The sequence below is a fragment of the Streptomyces griseoloalbus genome, from assembly GCA_014650015.1.
Lineage (GTDB): Bacteria > Actinomycetota > Actinomycetes > Streptomycetales > Streptomycetaceae > Streptomyces > Streptomyces griseoloalbus.
Map to the genome: position 1 here is coordinate 107936 of BMUD01000022.1, position 15359 is coordinate 123294.

At 71.9% G+C, this 15359-nt stretch carries 11 protein-coding genes; 3 read left to right on the forward strand and 8 right to left on the reverse strand.

Annotation, left to right across the window (positions count from 1 at the left end; translation table 11 throughout):
- Positions 1 to 68: 68 nt before the first annotated feature.
- Together IE178_RS27910 and IE178_RS27915 are read right to left on the reverse strand one after the other, a co-directional pair.
- A complete protein-coding gene (locus IE178_RS27910) occupies positions 69 to 2483 on the reverse strand; it encodes a SpoIIE family protein phosphatase (protein ID WP_193514211.1) in 2415 nt (804 codons plus the stop codon).
- The gene (locus tag IE178_RS27915) at positions 2480 to 6484 is read right to left on the reverse strand and encodes a HAMP domain-containing protein (RefSeq protein WP_193514212.1); all 4005 of its coding nucleotides are present in this window, start codon (positions 6482 to 6484) and stop codon (positions 2480 to 2482) included. Before IE178_RS27915 ends, IE178_RS27910 begins: the two co-directional genes overlap by 4 nt.
- A gap of 225 nt (positions 6485 to 6709) precedes the next feature.
- On the opposite strand from IE178_RS27915, the gene IE178_RS27920 reads away from it, so the two are divergent.
- Complete coding sequence (locus IE178_RS27920) at positions 6710 to 7081, forward strand: PRC-barrel domain-containing protein (protein WP_184761822.1); 372 nt, start codon at positions 6710 to 6712, stop codon at positions 7079 to 7081.
- On the forward strand, positions 7078 to 7518 hold the full coding sequence (locus tag IE178_RS27925; protein WP_193514213.1) for an ATP-binding protein: 441 nt from the start codon (positions 7078 to 7080) through the stop codon (positions 7516 to 7518). Before IE178_RS27920 ends, IE178_RS27925 begins: the two co-directional genes overlap by 4 nt.
- A gap of 4 nt (positions 7519 to 7522) precedes the next feature.
- On the opposite strand, the gene IE178_RS27930 is transcribed toward IE178_RS27925, so the two are convergent.
- Together IE178_RS27930 and IE178_RS27935 are read right to left on the reverse strand one after the other, a co-directional pair.
- The gene (locus tag IE178_RS27930) at positions 7523 to 7957 is read right to left on the reverse strand and encodes an ATP-binding protein (RefSeq protein ID WP_184761820.1); all 435 of its coding nucleotides are present in this window, start codon (positions 7955 to 7957) and stop codon (positions 7523 to 7525) included.
- A 151-nt stretch (positions 7958 to 8108) separates the two neighbouring features.
- On the reverse strand, positions 8109 to 10013 hold the full coding sequence (locus tag IE178_RS27935) for an AMP-dependent synthetase/ligase (protein WP_193514214.1): 1905 nt from the start codon (positions 10011 to 10013) through the stop codon (positions 8109 to 8111).
- Positions 10014 to 10166: 153 nt separating this feature from the next.
- On the opposite strand from IE178_RS27935, the gene IE178_RS27940 reads away from it, so the two are divergent.
- Positions 10167 to 10400, forward strand: coding sequence for a DUF6480 family protein (locus IE178_RS27940; RefSeq protein WP_184761818.1), 234 nt, complete (start codon positions 10167 to 10169; stop codon positions 10398 to 10400).
- Between the two features lie 12 nt (positions 10401 to 10412).
- On the opposite strand, the gene IE178_RS27945 is transcribed toward IE178_RS27940, so the two are convergent.
- The 4 genes from IE178_RS27945 to IE178_RS27960 form a co-directional block, all read right to left on the reverse strand.
- Positions 10413 to 11501: a glutamate--cysteine ligase 2 gene (locus IE178_RS27945; protein ID WP_184761817.1), complete on the reverse strand. Its 1089-nt coding sequence runs from the start codon at positions 11499 to 11501 to the stop codon at positions 10413 to 10415.
- Between the two features lie 108 nt (positions 11502 to 11609).
- The gene (glgB, locus tag IE178_RS27950; RefSeq protein ID WP_193514215.1) at positions 11610 to 13835 is read right to left on the reverse strand and encodes a 1,4-alpha-glucan branching enzyme; all 2226 of its coding nucleotides are present in this window, start codon (positions 13833 to 13835) and stop codon (positions 11610 to 11612) included.
- Positions 13836 to 13839: 4 nt separating this feature from the next.
- Positions 13840 to 15198: a maltokinase N-terminal cap-like domain-containing protein gene (locus IE178_RS27955; protein WP_193514216.1), complete on the reverse strand. Its 1359-nt coding sequence runs from the start codon at positions 15196 to 15198 to the stop codon at positions 13840 to 13842.
- Positions 15199 to 15226: 28 nt separating this feature from the next.
- The coding region (locus IE178_RS27960) for an alpha-glucosidase C-terminal domain-containing protein (RefSeq protein WP_193514217.1) at positions 15227 to 15359 on the reverse strand (133 nt) is incomplete at its 5' end.

Sequence of the window (15359 nt, forward strand, 5' to 3'; positions counted from 1 at the left end):
GCGCAGCCGCGCGTACCCCCGATTCGCCCGGTCATGCCTCAGCCGCGCCCGCGACGGGACTTCTCCTCTCAGCCGACCCGGATGCCCACGATGCAGGTGTCGTCGTCCGTGTCCGACTTGCTGTACGTGAGCAGCCGGTCCAGCCGCTGGTCGAGCGTGCCCGGGACCGTGGCGGCGGTGGTGAGCAGATGCGTCAGGGACTCCTCCACGGAGCGGTCCCGGCGCTCGATCAGACCGTCCGTGTACATCAACAGGTTGTCCTCGGCCGCCAGCCGCACCTCCGCCTCCTCGTACGACGCCTCCGGTACGGCACCGAGCAGCAGCCCGCGCACCAGCGGCAGCGGAGTGGCCTCGGACCCCCGCACCAGCACCGGCGGCAGATGGCCCGCCCGGGCCCACCGCAGCGTGCGCGAGGCCGGGTCGTACAGGCCGCAGACCGCGGTGGCGGTGACGCCGCCCGTCAGATGGTGCGCCACGATGTTCAGCCACGACAGCAGCTGCCCGGGGCCCGCCCCGGTGACGGCGAGACCGCGCAGCGCGTTGCGCAGGACCACCATGCTGGTCGCCGCCTCTATGCCGTGACCGGCGACGTCGCCCACGCACAGCAGCACCATCCGGGACGGCAGCACCACGGCGTCGTACCAGTCGCCGCCCACCAGCTGCTCGGCCTCCGCGGGCCGGTAGCGGACGGCCACGTCGAGGTCGGGCACCTGCAACGGCGCCTGGGCGGGCGGCATGATGGCGCGCTGCAACTGCAGCGCCAGCCGGTCGCGTTCGCTGGCGTGCTGCTCGGTGTGGGCCAGCTGGTCGCGGGTGGCCGCCAGCGCCACCTCCGTCCAGTGCTGGGCCGAGATGTCCTGATAGGCGCCGCGGGTGGTGAGCAGCCGGCCGTCGGTGTCCAGCACCGGCTCGGCGACGACCCGGATGTGCCGGGTCACCCCGTCGGGCCGTTGCAGCCGGAAGGCCGCCGAGGCCGGCCGCCGGTGGTGCAGCAGCGTGCGCAGGAAGCGGCCGATGGTGACCGCGTCGTCCGGGTGGGCGTGCGCGGGCAGCTCCTCCAGCGGCACCGGAGGGCTCGACGGCGGACGTCCGTAGAGGTCGAACAGCTGCCCGTTCCAGGTGATCTCACCGGTCAGCAGGTTCTCCTCGAAACCGCCGATCCGGCCGAGCCGCTGGGCGTGCTGGAGCAGGCTCGCCAGGCGGGCCGTCTCGTCCTCGATGCGCCAGATCAACAGGATGCCCGCGCCGTGCCGGCTGACGCTGATGTCCGCGACCGACGCCAGCGGCACCTGGTCGACGAGGGCCATCAGGTTCATGCGGCGCGCCCGGAACGGCTCACCCGTGGCGTACACCCGCTCGATCCGCTGGAACAGCTCGCTGTCCCCGGCGGCCATCGGATACGCCTCCAGCAGCAGCGCTCCGCTGACCATGGCGCGCGGGCGGCCCGCCGGGTCCAGGAAACGGCCGTTGACGTGCTGGATGCGGAAGTCCACCAGATTCCCGGCGACGTCCAGGTGCGGCACGAGGACGAGCGCCGGGTCGTACAGCCCGTCGGCCAGGTCCATGAGCTCCGCGGCGTCCGGCAGCACCCGCGGCCGGTGGGCCGGGTCGCCCGGCACCGTGTACGTCTCCAGGGTGTGCGCGCACAGCTCGGCCAGCGCCTCCACCTGACGGACGATCTGCGGCGGCTGCGGGGGCAGCGGCACGGGCCAGACGATCTCCAGGACGCCGTACACGCGCCCCCCGGTACCGGCGGGCACGGCCGCCCTGCCGCCTTGGGGGTGATGGTGCCGGCCGACACTGGGCAGGCCCCGGTCGGCCAGCGACGTGATCCACAGGCCCTCGCGCTCCTCGAGGCCGCACCGTGCCACCGTCGCCACGTCCGGCGGCACGTAGTACCAGCGCGCCGCCTCGGCCGGGGAGAACCCGGCGCTGCCCGCCAGGGTGAGCGACCCGTCGGCGCCGGCCGCCCAGATCGCGACGGCCACCGCGCCCAGCGGGCGCAGCGCCTGATCGAGCAGGGACTCGGCCACGGCCTGCGTGTCGGAGGCCGCCAGCGCCCCGCTCTCGGCCGCGCGCAGCCGTACGGCGGCCGGCTCCGAGCCCGCCTCCTCCGCGGCCCGGGTGGCCGCCAGGAAGGCGTCCGTCACCTCCGACATCCGGTCCCGGGCGGCCTGGTTGATGACCTCGACCGCGAACTCCAGCGGGTTCGTCCCGGCCTGCTCGGTCAGCTCGGCGAGCTGGCGCGCGGCCTGCGCGGGACCGCACCCCAGCCGTTCGACCAGGATGCCCTTGGCGAGTTCGATCAGCGCCCGCCCCTCGGCCTCGGCCTGTGCGGCCCGGACCTCACGGCTGAGCCGGTCCACGGTGGCCGCCAGCCTGCCCACGGGCGAGTCGGCGGACACCCCGGCGGGCCCGGCCGGGGGACGCTCGAGGCGCGCCTCACCGCGCCACGGCTCGTTCACACGCTCCCCGGCGCTCATGCCGGCAGCCAGCGGCGGACGCAGGCGATCAGGTCCTGGGCGTCGACCGGCTTGGTGACGTAGTCGCTGGCCCCCGAGGCGAGACTCTTCTCCCGGTCCCCGGGCATCGCCTTCGCGGTGACGGCGATGATCGGCAGTTCGGCGTACTGCGGCATGGAGCGGATCTCGGCCGTGGCCGCGTAGCCGTCCAGCTCGGGCATCATCACGTCCATCAGCACGAGCGCCACGTCCGGGTTGTCCACGAGTCTCTCGATGCCCTTGCGGCCGTCCTCCGCGTGCAGCACGCGGAAGCCGTGCAGTTCCAGGATCCCGCTGAGCGCGAAGAGGTTCCGCGCGTCGTCGTCGACGACGAGGACGGTACGGCCGGAGAACGAGCCGTCCACGAGGGTCTGCGGGGCCGGTCGCTGCGTCTCGTCCGTGCGCACCAGCGACAGCACGTCGCCGGGCTCCTCCGCGGCGAGATGCAGGGCGATGCGTTCGCGCAGCTCGTCGAGGCTGGACAGGAACTCCAGCGCCGTGCCCACGGAGCTGGAGCGCAGGGCCTCCTCCAGCGCCGCGTCGGCCCGGTGCCCGCTGTGCACCAGCACCGGCACGCTCGCCAGGGCGGAGTCGCCCCGCAGCGCCTCCAGGAACCGGGTGACCTCCTCCTGGGCCATGCCGAGCTCCAGCACCACGCAGTGGCAGGGATCGGCGGCCAGCGCACCGGCCGCCTCCTGGGCGCCGACGGCGGTGATGATGTCGACCGGCGGCCGGGAGGGACCGTCGCCCCGGCCGTGCGTGACGTCCTGGACCACGCTCTCCGCGACCAGGGTCAGCAGACCCCGGGGCCGCTCCTCCACGACCAGCAGGCGCCGCGGACGCTGCCCGGACCCCGCTCCCGCCTCGATCGCCGGCTGCCCGGACGGCACCTGCGGGACGACCCCGTCCGGAGCCCGGTCCACGACCGGGGCGGGCCGCAGCAGCGCCTCGAACTCCGGCCGGGCCACGGGCAGGAACAGCGTGAAGGTGCTGCCCTGACCCGCGACGCTGTCCACCGTGACCGCCCCGCCGAGCAGATGAGCGATCTCCCGGGTGATCGACAGGCCGAGCCCCGTGCCCCCGTACTTGCGGCTCGTCGTGCCGTCCGCCTGCTGGAAGGCGCCGAAGATCGACTCCAGATGCTGCTCCGGAATGCCCACACCGGTGTCCTGCACCCGGAAGGCCACCACGGGCCCGCCCCGCAGCACACCGGCGGGCACCTCGTCGTCCGGCGCGGGTTCGATCCGCAGCTCCACGCGGCCCCGTTCGGTGAACTTGACCGCGTTGGACAGCAGATTGCGCAGCACCTGCCGCAGCCGGGAGTCGTCGGTGAGCAGGTCCGCCGGCGCGCCCGGCGCCGTCGTCACCGTGAAGTCCAGGCTCCTCTGCATCGTCATGGGCCGGAAGGTGGCCTCGACGTACTCGATGAGCCGGCGCAGCTCCACCCGCTCGGGGCTGACGTCCATCTTCCCGGCCTCGACCTTGGACAGGTCGAGGATGTCGTTGATCAGCTGCAGCAGGTCGGAGCCCGCCGAGTGGATGATCTGCGCGTACTCGACCTGCTTCGGGCTGAGGTTGCGCGAGGGGTTCTGGGCGAGCAACTGCGCCAGGATGAGCAGGCTGTTCAGCGGGGTGCGCAGCTCATGACTCATGTTGGCCAGGAATTCCGACTTGTACTTCGAGGCCAGCGACAACTGCTGGGCGCGTGCCTCCAGTTCCTGCCGGGCCTGCTCGATCTGCAGGTTCTTCGCCTCGATGTCCCGGTTCTGCGCCGCGAGCAGCGCCGCCTTGTCCTCCAGCTCGGCGTTGGAGTGCTGCAGTTCCTCCTGCTGGGACTGCAACTCCGCCGAGCGTTCCTGCAGTTCGGCGGTGAGCCGCTGCGACTCGACCAGCAGTTCGTCGGTACGGGCGTTGGCCACGATGGTGTTGACGTTGACGCCGATGGTCTCCATCAGCTGGGCCAGGAAGTCCCGGTGGATCTGGGTGAACGGGGTCACCGACGCCAGCTCGATGACGCCGAGGACCTGGCCCTCGACCACGATGGGCAGCAGCACCAGCGCGGTCGGCACCACCTGGCCGAGCCCGGAGGAGATGGTCACGTAGTCGGGCGGCAGTTCGTCCACCACGATGGTGCGGCGGCTGCGCGCGGCCTGGCCGACCAGGGTGCGGCCGAAGGCGATGCGCGTGGGCCGGCCGCCGTCGTCGTCGGGGTAACCGTAGGAGCCGACGAGCCGCAGCTCGGGGCCGCTCTCGCCGTCCTCCGCGAGATAGAAGGCGCCGTACTGGGCCGCCACCAGGGGCACCAGCTCGTCCATGATCAGCTCGGCGACCACGGGCAGGTCCCGGTGTCCCTGCATCAGGCCGGAGACCCGGGCGAGGTTGGTCTTGAGCCAGTCCTGCTCCTGGTTGGCCCGGGTGGTCTCGCGCAGGGACTCCACCATCGCGTTGATGTTGTCCTTGAGCTCGGCCACCTCACCGGAGGCCTCCACGTTGACGGACCGGGTCAGGTCGCCCTCGGCGACGGCGCTCGTGACCTCGGCGATCGCCCGGACCTGCCGGGTGAGGTTGCCCGCCAGCTCGTTGACGTTCTCCGTGAGCCGCTTCCAGGTGCCGGAGACGCCCTCGACCTCCGCCTGCCCGCCGAGCCGGCCTTCGGTGCCGACCTCGCGGGCGACGCGGGTGACCTCGTCGGCGAAGGCGGAGAGCTGGTCGACCATCGTGTTGATGGTCGTCTTCAGCTCCAGGATCTCGCCGCGCGCGTCGACGTCGATCTTCTTCGACAGATCGCCCCGGGCCACGGCGGTCGTCACCAGCGCGATGTTGCGCACCTGGCCGGTGAGGTTGTTGGCCATGGAGTTGACGTTGTCGGTGAGGTCCCTCCACGTTCCCGCGACGTGGGGCACGTGCGCCTGGCCGCCGAGGCGTCCCTCGGTGCCGACCTCGCGGGCGACGCGGGTGACCTCGTCGGCGAAGGCCGACAGCGTGTCGACCATGGTGTTGATGACGTCGGCCAGCGCCGCGACCTCGCCCGCCGCCTCGACCCTGATCCGCTGCGACAGGTCGCCCCGGCCCACGGCGGACGCGACCTGGGCGATGGAGCGGACCTGACCGGTCAGGTTGGACGCCATCACGTTGACGTTGTCCGTGAGGTCCTTCCAGGTGCCCGACACACCCCGCACCTGGGCCTGGCCGCCGAGCCGGCCTTCGGTGCCGACCTCGCGGGCGACGCGGGTGACCTCGTCGGCGAAGGCGGAGAGCTGGTCGACCATCGTGTTGATGGTGTTCTTGAGTTCGAGGATCTCGCCGCGGGCGTCCACGGTGATCTTCTGCGACAGATCGCCCTTGGCGACGGCCGTCGCCACCAGCGCGATGTTGCGCACCTGGCCGGTGAGGTTGCCGGCCATGAAGTTCACCGAGTGCGTGAGATCGCGCCAGGTGCCCTTCACCCCCTGCACGTCGGCCTGGCCGCCGAGCCGGCCTTCGGTGCCGACCTCGCGGGCGACGCGGGTGACCTCGTCGGCGAAGGCGGAGAGCTGGTCGACCATCGTGTTGATGGTGTTCTTGAGTTCGAGGATCTCGCCGCGGGCGTCCACGGTGATCTTCTGCGACAGATCGCCCCGGGCGACCGCCGTCGTCACCTGGGCGACGTTGCGGACCTGTGCGGTCAGGTTGCCCGCCATGGCGTTCACCGAGTCCGTCAGGTCGGCCCAGGTGCCCGAGACCCCCGGCACCTGCGCCTGCCCGCCCAGCGCCCCTTCGGTGCCGACCTCGCGGGCCACGCGCGTGACCTCGGAGGTGAACACCGACAACTGGTCCACCATGCCGTTGAAGACCTTGGCGATGTCCCCCATGAGGCCGTCCGCGCCGTCGGGCAGCCGGGTGCCGAAGTCCCCGTCCCGTACGGCCGTCAGCCCCGCCAGGAGCTGCCTCAGCTCCTGGTCCCCCGGCGCCGCGTCGGTCGCAACGGTGCTCTTGCTGGTCATGCGCACCCTCGTTCCGGCAGAGTCAGCGTGCATTTCCGCAGTTCACGGATCTGCGTGATGAGAAAATACGCCGAAGGCTAACCCACGTGGCGGGTGAGCGACAAAGCGGACCCCGCCCGGGAGACAGGTGCCGGAGAAACGCGGCGCGTTTTTGGTCAATCCTTTCGAATGCACCCGCCCCTGCCGGGTATTGGCTGCTGAGGAGCAGGGAGGAGGCAGGGAACAGTGCCCATCGACAGCATTTGGTCGTACGCGCCGGAACTGGGCCAGGTCCAGGGCCGGGAACTGACGGGCTACACCGTCGTCGCGAGGGACGGCACCATCGGCCATGTGGACCGGCAGGCCGACCACCACGGCATGCGGCACCTCGTCGTGGACACCGGAGTGTGGGTGTTCGGCCGGAGCCTGCTGGTGCCGGTCGGCGTCGTCGAGGCCGTCGACGCCGCGGAGCGGAGGCTGACGGTGTCCTGCACCAGGGCCGAGGTGAAGGAGGCGCCCCGGTTCCGGACCGACAGCGAGACCATGGACCCCGCCTACCTCACCGCCGTCGGTGACTATTACCACCGGCTGCCGCCGCGTGAGAGCGCCACCGGGTGAACGCCACGTCGACGCGGCGGGCGCCGGGCACGGGGGTGGACAGTGCGGCCGGCGCCCGGGCGCACGCCGAGGCGACGGTGCGCGCGCGGTGGGAGTCCGAGGGCCGTACGCCGCACCACCGGGACATGATCGACCTCTCGCTCGTCGTCTCGGAGCTCGTCACCAACGCGATCCGGCACGGCGCCGGGCTGGCCGGCTTCGACGCCTGGACGACGGAAGAGGGCGTACGCATCGCCGTCCACGACCACAGCGACGTCATTCCGGAGGCCGCCGGCGTTTCCCTGCCGGTCGCGCACCAGGGCAGCGGTTACGGCTGGCCTCTCGTGATCGAACTGGCGCGGGACATCGACATCCGCAGGCGCCCCGGAGGCGGCAAGACGATCAGCGTGCTGGTCCCCCTGCGTGACGAGCCCGCACCCGGTGCCCGCCGGGGCTGACGGCTCACCAGGGCAGGAAGACGTGGATGTCCTTGCCGTCGGCGTTGCCGACGACACTGACCTGATCGCACAGCGTGTGGATCAGATGCCAGCCGATGCCCCCGGCGCCGCGGTTCGGATGGAAGGGCCGCGGGGCCGGCTCGGTGGTGCTGGTGTCGTGCATCACCACGTGCACCCCGTCGAAGGTTCTGCGCAGACGCAGCTGGAAGGGGCCCGGCGCGTACTGCACCGCGTTGGCGGCCAGTTCCGTGACCACCAGGAGTATGTCGTCCCAGTGTTCCGGAGCCGACGGCGCCGACACCCGGGCGAGGTCGAAGAGGAACTCCTCCGCGACCAGGCGTGCGTCCGTCACGTCGTGCAGCTTCCCTGGGAAGCTGGCGACGCGGGTCGTGATCTCCTCGGCAGCCAGTGTCCTGTCCCTACGCGACTCGGGTGCCATCTCGCCTTCCCGGCCCCGCCGACGCGGGGCAGTAGTGCTTTCCTCTGCATCCCCTCGATCTGTGGGTTCCCGTGCGGCCGGAGCCTACGCGCCCGCCTGCCCGTGCCCGGTCGGTGACAAACACATCACGGACCGCGAGGCGTCCGGGCGGTCAGCGGAACACGGTGTCCGCGTCGTCCCAGCCCGACGGCTCCTCCACGGCCCGTGCCCGGCCCGCGCGCGTCCGCGACTGGTACATCGCGTCGATCTCCAGCGCGTAGTGCCGCACTATCGCGTCCCGGCGCAGCTTCATCGACGGCGTCAGCAGCCCGTTGGACACGTCGAACGGCTTGGGCAGCACCCGGAACACCCGGATCGACTCGGAGCGCGACACGCTGCTGTTGGCCGCGGCGACCGCCCGCGCGATCTCCTCACGCAGCGCGTTCTCCTCCCGCGCCTCCCGGGTCGGGGCGTCGCCGGACAGCGACAGCGCCGCCCGCCAATGGGCCAGGAACTCGGGGTCCAGCGTGATCAGGGCCCCCACACAGGGCCGGTTGTCGCCCACGACCACGGCCTGGTGGACGAGCGGATGCATCCGCAGCCGCTGCTCCAGGGCCGCCGGGGCCACGCTCATGCCGCTGCTGGTGATGATGACGTCCTTCTTGCGGCCGGTGATCGTGAGGTAGCCCTCGGAGTCCAGCCGGCCGAGATCCCCCGTGGCCAGCCAGCCGCCGCTCAGCGCGGCCCGGGTGGCGGCCTCGTCGCCCACGTATCCCTGGAACACCGACGGCCCGCGCACCAGGATCTCGCCGTCGTCGGCCACCCGGATCTCGGTGCCCGGCAACGGCTGTCCGACGGTGCCGGACTTCTCCCGACCGAACGGCTGCATCGTCACCCCGCCGCTGGTCTCGGTGAGTCCGTAGCCGTCGTGCACGTAGATGCCGATGCCCTCGTAGAAGAGGGAGAGGTCGCGGCTGAGCGGCGAACCTCCCGACGTGGCGCGGCGCACCCGGCCGCCCAGCGCCGCCCGCAGCTTCCGGTAGACGGTGCGCTCGTACAGGGCGTGCTGCAACCGCAGGTCGAGTCCCGGACCCGAGCCCCGGCCCAGCCGCTGCCGCTCCACGGCTTCGGCGAAATCCCGGGCCGTGCCGGCGGCCCGCTCGAACAGGGCACCGCGGCCCGCCTGCTGCGCCGCGCGCAGGAAGTTCTTGTAGATCTTCTCCAGCAGCGAGGGGACGGCGTACAGATAGGTGGGCCGGAAGGTGCGCAGGGCCGCGTACAGGGCCTCCCCGCTGATGTCCGGTTCATGTCCCATCAGCAGACCGCCGCGCACGCACAGACCCTGGACCATCAGACCGTACACATGGGAGAAGGGCAGGAAGGCGAGGACGGAGCCCTGCTCTCCCGGCTCCGCCGCCGTGTGGCCCCAGCCCGCCAGCAGGGTGTCGCAGATGAAGGCCAGACCGCGGTGGCTCAGGGCGCACCCCATCGGGCGGCCCGAGGTGCCGGAGGTGTAGGCGATGACGGCCGTGGAGTCCGGCAGCGCGATCCGGCGCATCGAGTCGACCGTCGCCGGCGGGATGTACTCACCGCGTGCCACCAACTGGTCGAGCGCGCCCGCGTCCAGTTGCCAGACATGCCGCAGCCGCGGCAGCGCGGCGCACACGGACCCGACGGTCATCACGCCCTGCTCGTCCTCCACCAGCACGGCCACACAGCCGGAGTCCCTCAGGATCCACTCCACCTGTTCGCGCGAGGACGTCGGATGGATCGGCACGACCTCGGCGCCCACCGTCCACAGGGCGTGGCACAGAGCGGTCCACTCGTAGCGGGTGCGCGCCATGATCGCCACCCGCATGCCCGTCGAGATCCCGCACGCGATCAGGCCCTTGGCCAGGTCCACGACCTCGTCGCGGAACTCCACGGCGGTGACCTCCTCCCAGACGGAGGAGGACGGGCCGGTGCGGCGGGCGAGCATCGGCAGCGTGGGGCTCTCGGCCGCCGTCGCGAAGAGGCTGTCGGCGAGGCCGCCGGTCAGGGGCGCGGCGGACGGGGGAGCGAGAGCGGGGTCGCGCATGCACTGCTCCTGACATGTACGGGCTGTGACTCGGCCGGTGATGCAGGGTCACCGGCGGTGCCTGAATGTAGCCGAGCCGGAGCACCCCCGCGCCGGGATCGAGACAAGTGTGTCCGCACTGATGATCTCGGCGCTTTCGGGGACCCGTACCGTATGAACCACATCAGTCCAGATCCCGAACCGGAACGCAGCACCGGCCTGGAACCGGGCGGCGGCGTCCCCCCGGGCGAGACCCCGCCCGCGGAGAGCAGCATGCCCGAGGCCGGTCCCCGGGAGACCCACAACCCGACCAAGGGGTGGGCCAAGGGCCCGCTGGCCGTGATCCTCGCCCTCGTGGTCCTGATCGCGGCGTTCTTCCTGGTCTACGCCCTGATCCTGATCTTCTGACCCCACCACGGCCTACGACTGGGTATGCCGTACGCACTCCGTGACGACCTCTCTCAGGCTTTCCGTGCGCTGCATCAAGCCCCGCTGGACCTGGGCCCCGTTGCCGTCGCGGAGCAGCCGCGCGCAGCCCTCGCGGGCGCGCTCCAGGTCCCCGTTGGCCTCCAGTGACTCGGCGACGTGGTCGAGCAGGGTGCGTACGACCGCGTCGGCGGGCATGCGGCGCATGGTCTCGGGGTGGAGCAGTTCGCCCGTCAGTCCGGAGCGGGCCGCCTGCCAGGCGGCCAGCCGGAGCAGGCTCACACCGGGGTCCAGCGGCTCCCGGCCGGCCTTCCACTCGCGTGCCGCGGTGTCCACCAGGGCGCGGGCGAGGGTGGCGATCAACCCCGCGGTCTCCGCGTGCAGACAGACGTCGGCGACCCTGAGTTCCACCGTGGGATACCGCTCGGACAGCCGCACGTCGAAGTACACCATCGCCTCGTCCAGGATGGCGCCGGTGGCCACCATGTCGGCGACCCGCCGGTGGTACCGCTCGGCCGAGCCGAAGAGCTCCGTCGGGCCGGCCGACGGCCAGCGCTGCCAGACCCGGCTGCGATAGCTGCTGTATCCCGTCTCCTTGCCCTGCCAGAACGGCGAGTTGGCGCTGAGCGCCGCCAGCACCGACAACCAGGGCCGCAGCCGGTCCACGACGCCGACGCCCTCCTCGTCGGACTCGACGGAGACATGGACGTGGCAGCCCAGGACGAGTTGTTCCCGGGTGGCTATGCCGTACTGCTCCTCCATCCACTGGTACCGCTGGTTGACGCCGATGGCCGGGCTGACCGGCAGCGGCGAGGTCGCGAGCGCCGCGACGGTGCAGCCGATCTTCCCGGCATGACCGGCGGCCTCCTTGCGGCAGCGGACGATCTCCGCGTGCAGGCTCTCCATGGAGGACTGCGGATGCGTGGCGAACTCCAGCATCTGCTCGTGCAGTTCCTTCTCGAAGACGTCCTGGTCCGCGTCCTCCCGGGCGGCCCGCGCGAGTACCGCCGCGGACATCGCCCTCGGTTCACCCGTCTCCGGATCGACCAGGAGGAGCTCTTCCTCCACTCCGACAGTGCGCACGTACTGCCGCCCTTCTGTGAATCGCCGCGACGACGCCGAGATGTCCTCGGTCGTACGACCCCGAATGCCCCGCCCGGGGCGTCGGACACCTGACGGAGTCGCCGGGCCTCACAGATCGATCGGTGTCAGCCACACCGTGGCGAGCGGCGGCAGCGTGAGCCGGACGCGGCCGTCCTCGGGCTTGACCGGATCCGGGTGCGTGAGGTCCCCACCGCCGTAGTGCGCGGCATCGGTGTTGAGGATCTCCTGCCAGGCGGCCACGTCGTCCCCGGCATCGAGCACGTAGTCGTGCCGGACCACGGGGGAGAAGTTCGACACCGCGAGCAGCGGCCGGCCCGCCGCGTCGTACCGCAGGAACGCGAAGACATTGTCGTCGGCGGCGTCGACCGACACCCACCGGAAACCGGACGGGTCGGTGTCGCGCTGCCACAGCGCCGGGGTCGCCCGGTAGCGCGCGTTGAGATCGCGGACCAGGTCCCGCACCCCGCGGTGGTCCCCCGCGGAGTGGTACCCGTCGTCGAGCAGCCACCATTCCGGCCCCTGCCGCTCGGACCACTCGGCGCCCTGCGCGAACTCCTGCCCCATGAACAGCAGTTGCTTGCCGGGATGGGCCCACATGAAGCCGAGGTAGGCACGGACGGTGGCGCGCCGCTGCCACCAGTCGCCCGGCACCTTCGACACCAGCGCCTGCTTGCCGTGCACCACCTCGTCGTGCGAGATGGGCAGCACGTAGTTCTCGCTGTAGGCGTACACCATCGCGAAGGTCATGTCGTGGTGGTGGTACTTGCGGTGCACCGGCTCGTGGGAGACGTACTCCAGCGTGTCGTGCATCCAGCCCATGTTCCACTTCAGCCCGAAGCCGAGGCCGCCGGTGTCGGTGGGCCGGGTCACCCCGCCCCACGCCGTCGACTCCTCGGCGATCGTCAGCACACCCGGGCAGCGCCGGTACACGGTGGCGTTCATCTCCTGCAGGAACGCCATCGCCGCCAGATCCTCCCGGCCGCCGTACGCGTTGGGCTCCCACCCGCCGTCCTCGCGCGAGTAGTCCAGGTAGAGCATGGAGGCGACCGCGTCCACCCGCAGCCCGTCGATGTGGAACTCCTGGCACCAGTACACGGCGTTCGCGACCAGGAAGTTGCGCACCTCGGTGCGGGCGAAGTCGAAGGTGTACGTCCCCCAGTCGGGGTGTTCCGCGCGCCGGGAGTCCCCGGGCTCGTACAGCGGGTCCCCGTCGAACCGGGCCAGCGCCCAGTCGTCCTTGGGGAAGTGCGCCGGCACCCAGTCCATGATCACACCGATGCCGGCCCGGTGCAGGGCGTCGATCAGGTACTTGAAGTCGTCGGGCGGACCGAGCCGGGCGGTCGGCGCGTAGAACCCGGTGACCTGGTAGCCCCAGGACGGGCCGAACGGATGCTCGGCGACCGGCATCAGCTCCACATGGGTGAAGCCCAGGTCCCTGACGTACGCGGGCAGTACCTCGGCGAGCTCGCGGTACGTCAGTCCCGGCCGCCACGACGGCAGGTGCACCTCGTACACCGAGAACGGGGCCTCGTGCACGGGCGTCGCGGCCCGCCGGGCGAACCACTCGGCGTCGCCCCACTCGTAGTGCGAGGCCGTCACGACGGACGCCGTGTTCGGCGGTGCCTCCGTGCGCCGCGCCATCGGGTCGGCCTTGAGGAACAGGTGGCCGTAGCGGGAGTGGATCTCGAACTTGTAGCAGGTGCCCTCGCCGACGCCCGGCAGGAACAGCTCCCACACCCCGGACGAACCGAGCGAGCGCATCGGGAACGCCGTGCCGTCCCAGTGGGTGAAGTCCATGGCGACCCGCACCCCTTGCGCGTTGGGCGCCCACACCGTGAAGCGGGTGCCGGTCACGCCCTGGTGGGTCATGGGATGGGCGCCGAGCGCCGTCCACAGCTCCTCGTGCCGGCCCTCGCCGATCAGGTGGAGGTCGAACTCGCCGAGCGCGGGCAGGAAGCGGTACGGATCGTGCGTCTCCACGGGCTCGTCGTCCCCGTAGGCGACCGCCAGGGTGTACGCGGGGATCGCGTCCAGCGGGAGTACGCCGGAGAAGAGTCCGTCGCCCTCCGAGGCGAGCGGGGTGCGCACGCCGTCGACGACCACGCCCACCTCGCGCGCGAAGGGGCGCAGGGCCCGGAAGGCGATGCCACCGGGCACCGGATGGGCGCCGAGCAGCGCGTGCGGATCGTGGTGGGCGCCCGCCAGCAGGCGCCCCCGGTCGGTCGGGTCCAGGGCGGGGGCGGCCCCCGGGGCCGCGGGGTCGGACGGGACGGGCCCGGCCGATTCGGGAAGCGGGGTGTCACGCAGGGCCACGGCTTCAGTCTCCTCTCACGGCGAGGCGCTCGATCGCCGCCATGGGTACGGGCAGCCAGTCGGGTCGGTGCCGGGCCTCGTACAGCACCTCGTACACGGCACGGTCCGTCTCGTAAGCGCGGAGCAGGCCGTGCTTCTTGCGCGGGTCCCAGCCCGCGCGGGTGGCGTAGCCCGCGCAGTAGGCCTCACGGCAGCGCCGCGCCCATTCCGGGCGCCAGGGACGGCGCTGCCGGGCGGCGTAGTCGAAGGAGCGCAGCATTCCCGCGATGTCCCGCACGGGGGAGTGGGCGCTGCGCCGTTCGGAGAGCGGCCGGGACGGCTCGCCCTCGAAGTCGATGACGAACCACTCGCGCCCCGCCCGCAGTACCTGCCCGAGGTGCAGGTCGCCGTGGATGCGCTGGGCGGGCGGCCCGGCATCGCAGGTGGTCAGTGCGGCGAAGGCGGCCCGCAGCCCCGGTACGTGCGGCTGGAGCGCGGGGACGGCGTGCGCGGCGGCGGTCAGCCGCTCGGTCATGGCCGCCGCCGTCCGCCCGTTCTCCCCGGGCGGGCCGATGGGGAAGGCCGAGGACAGCGCCAGATGGACGTCCGCCGTGGCCCGGCCCAGGGCGTGCGCCTGTGCGGTGAAGTCGTCACCGGAGGCGAGCGCGTCGAGGGCAAGGGTCCAGCCGTCGGAGGCGTCGCGCAGATACGGCTGGAGCACGCCGAGCGTCGCCTTGAACGGATGCGTGGTGCGGAACCACGCCACCGGGGCGGGGACCCGGTGGCAGCCCTGGCGGGCCAGCGCGCCCGGCACCTCCAGATCCGGGTTGACTCCGGGCTGGATGCGCCGGAACACCTTCAGGATGTACTCGTCGCCGTACACCAGCGAGGAGTTGGACTGCTCGGCGTCCAGCAGCCGCGGCACGAGTCCCGCGGGCACCGGCTGGGACGCGTCGCACCCGAAACGCAGGGGGCCCGCCGTGCCGGGGCGGCGCAGCCGCTCCAGGAGCAGATGGGCGGCGCGCGGGTCGTGGAGGGCGTCGTAGACCGTCAGGCCGGCCAGCCGCCCGTCCAGCACCCTGCCGATCAGCGCCTTGCCCAGCCTCGGTGAGGGCTGTTCCCGTACGCCGAGGAGGAGTTGGTAGCAGTCACCGGCCGGCGACATGCCCCCGGGAGCGGGCACGCCTCCGTGGCCGGCGTAAACCAGCACGTGGAGACAGCCGGGGAAGAGCTCCGTCATCGACAGCACACCGAGGTCGGTGACGGGCCGGTCCTTGCCCGCGAACCAGCGCTGCAGCGGAAGCCACTCGCGCAGCAGCCCGGCGAGCGACTCCATGGGCTCGGCGGGCGCGTTTCGTGGGCGCAGGAATGCGGTCTTCGTCATGGTGACGCCTCCTCTCGCCGGCACACGCTCACAGTCGTCGGCCGATGCGGGATGCGACTCGGGTGAGCCGGAACCAGTAGAAGCCGTGGCCCGCGAGGGTCAGCAGATACGGCAGTTCGCCGATGGCGGGGAAGCGCACCCCGCCGAACAGCTCGACGGGA

Bases quoted from the DNA above. Each gene is read 5' to 3' on its own strand.
- IE178_RS27910 (WP_193514211.1), bottom strand. From the start codon at position 2,483: ATGAGCGCCGGGGAGCGTGTGAACGAGCCGTGGCGCGGTGAGGCGCGC.
- IE178_RS27915 (WP_193514212.1), bottom strand. From the start codon at position 6,484: ATGACCAGCAAGAGCACCGTTGCGACCGACGCGGCGCCGGGGGACCAG.
- IE178_RS27930 (WP_184761820.1), bottom strand. From the start codon at position 7,957: ATGGCACCCGAGTCGCGTAGGGACAGGACACTGGCTGCCGAGGAGATC.
- IE178_RS27935 (WP_193514214.1), bottom strand. From the start codon at position 10,013: ATGCGCGACCCCGCTCTCGCTCCCCCGTCCGCCGCGCCCCTGACCGGC.
- IE178_RS27940 (WP_184761818.1), top strand. From the start codon at position 10,167: ATGAACCACATCAGTCCAGATCCCGAACCGGAACGCAGCACCGGCCTG.
- IE178_RS27955 (WP_193514216.1), bottom strand. From the start codon at position 15,198: ATGACGAAGACCGCATTCCTGCGCCCACGAAACGCGCCCGCCGAGCCC.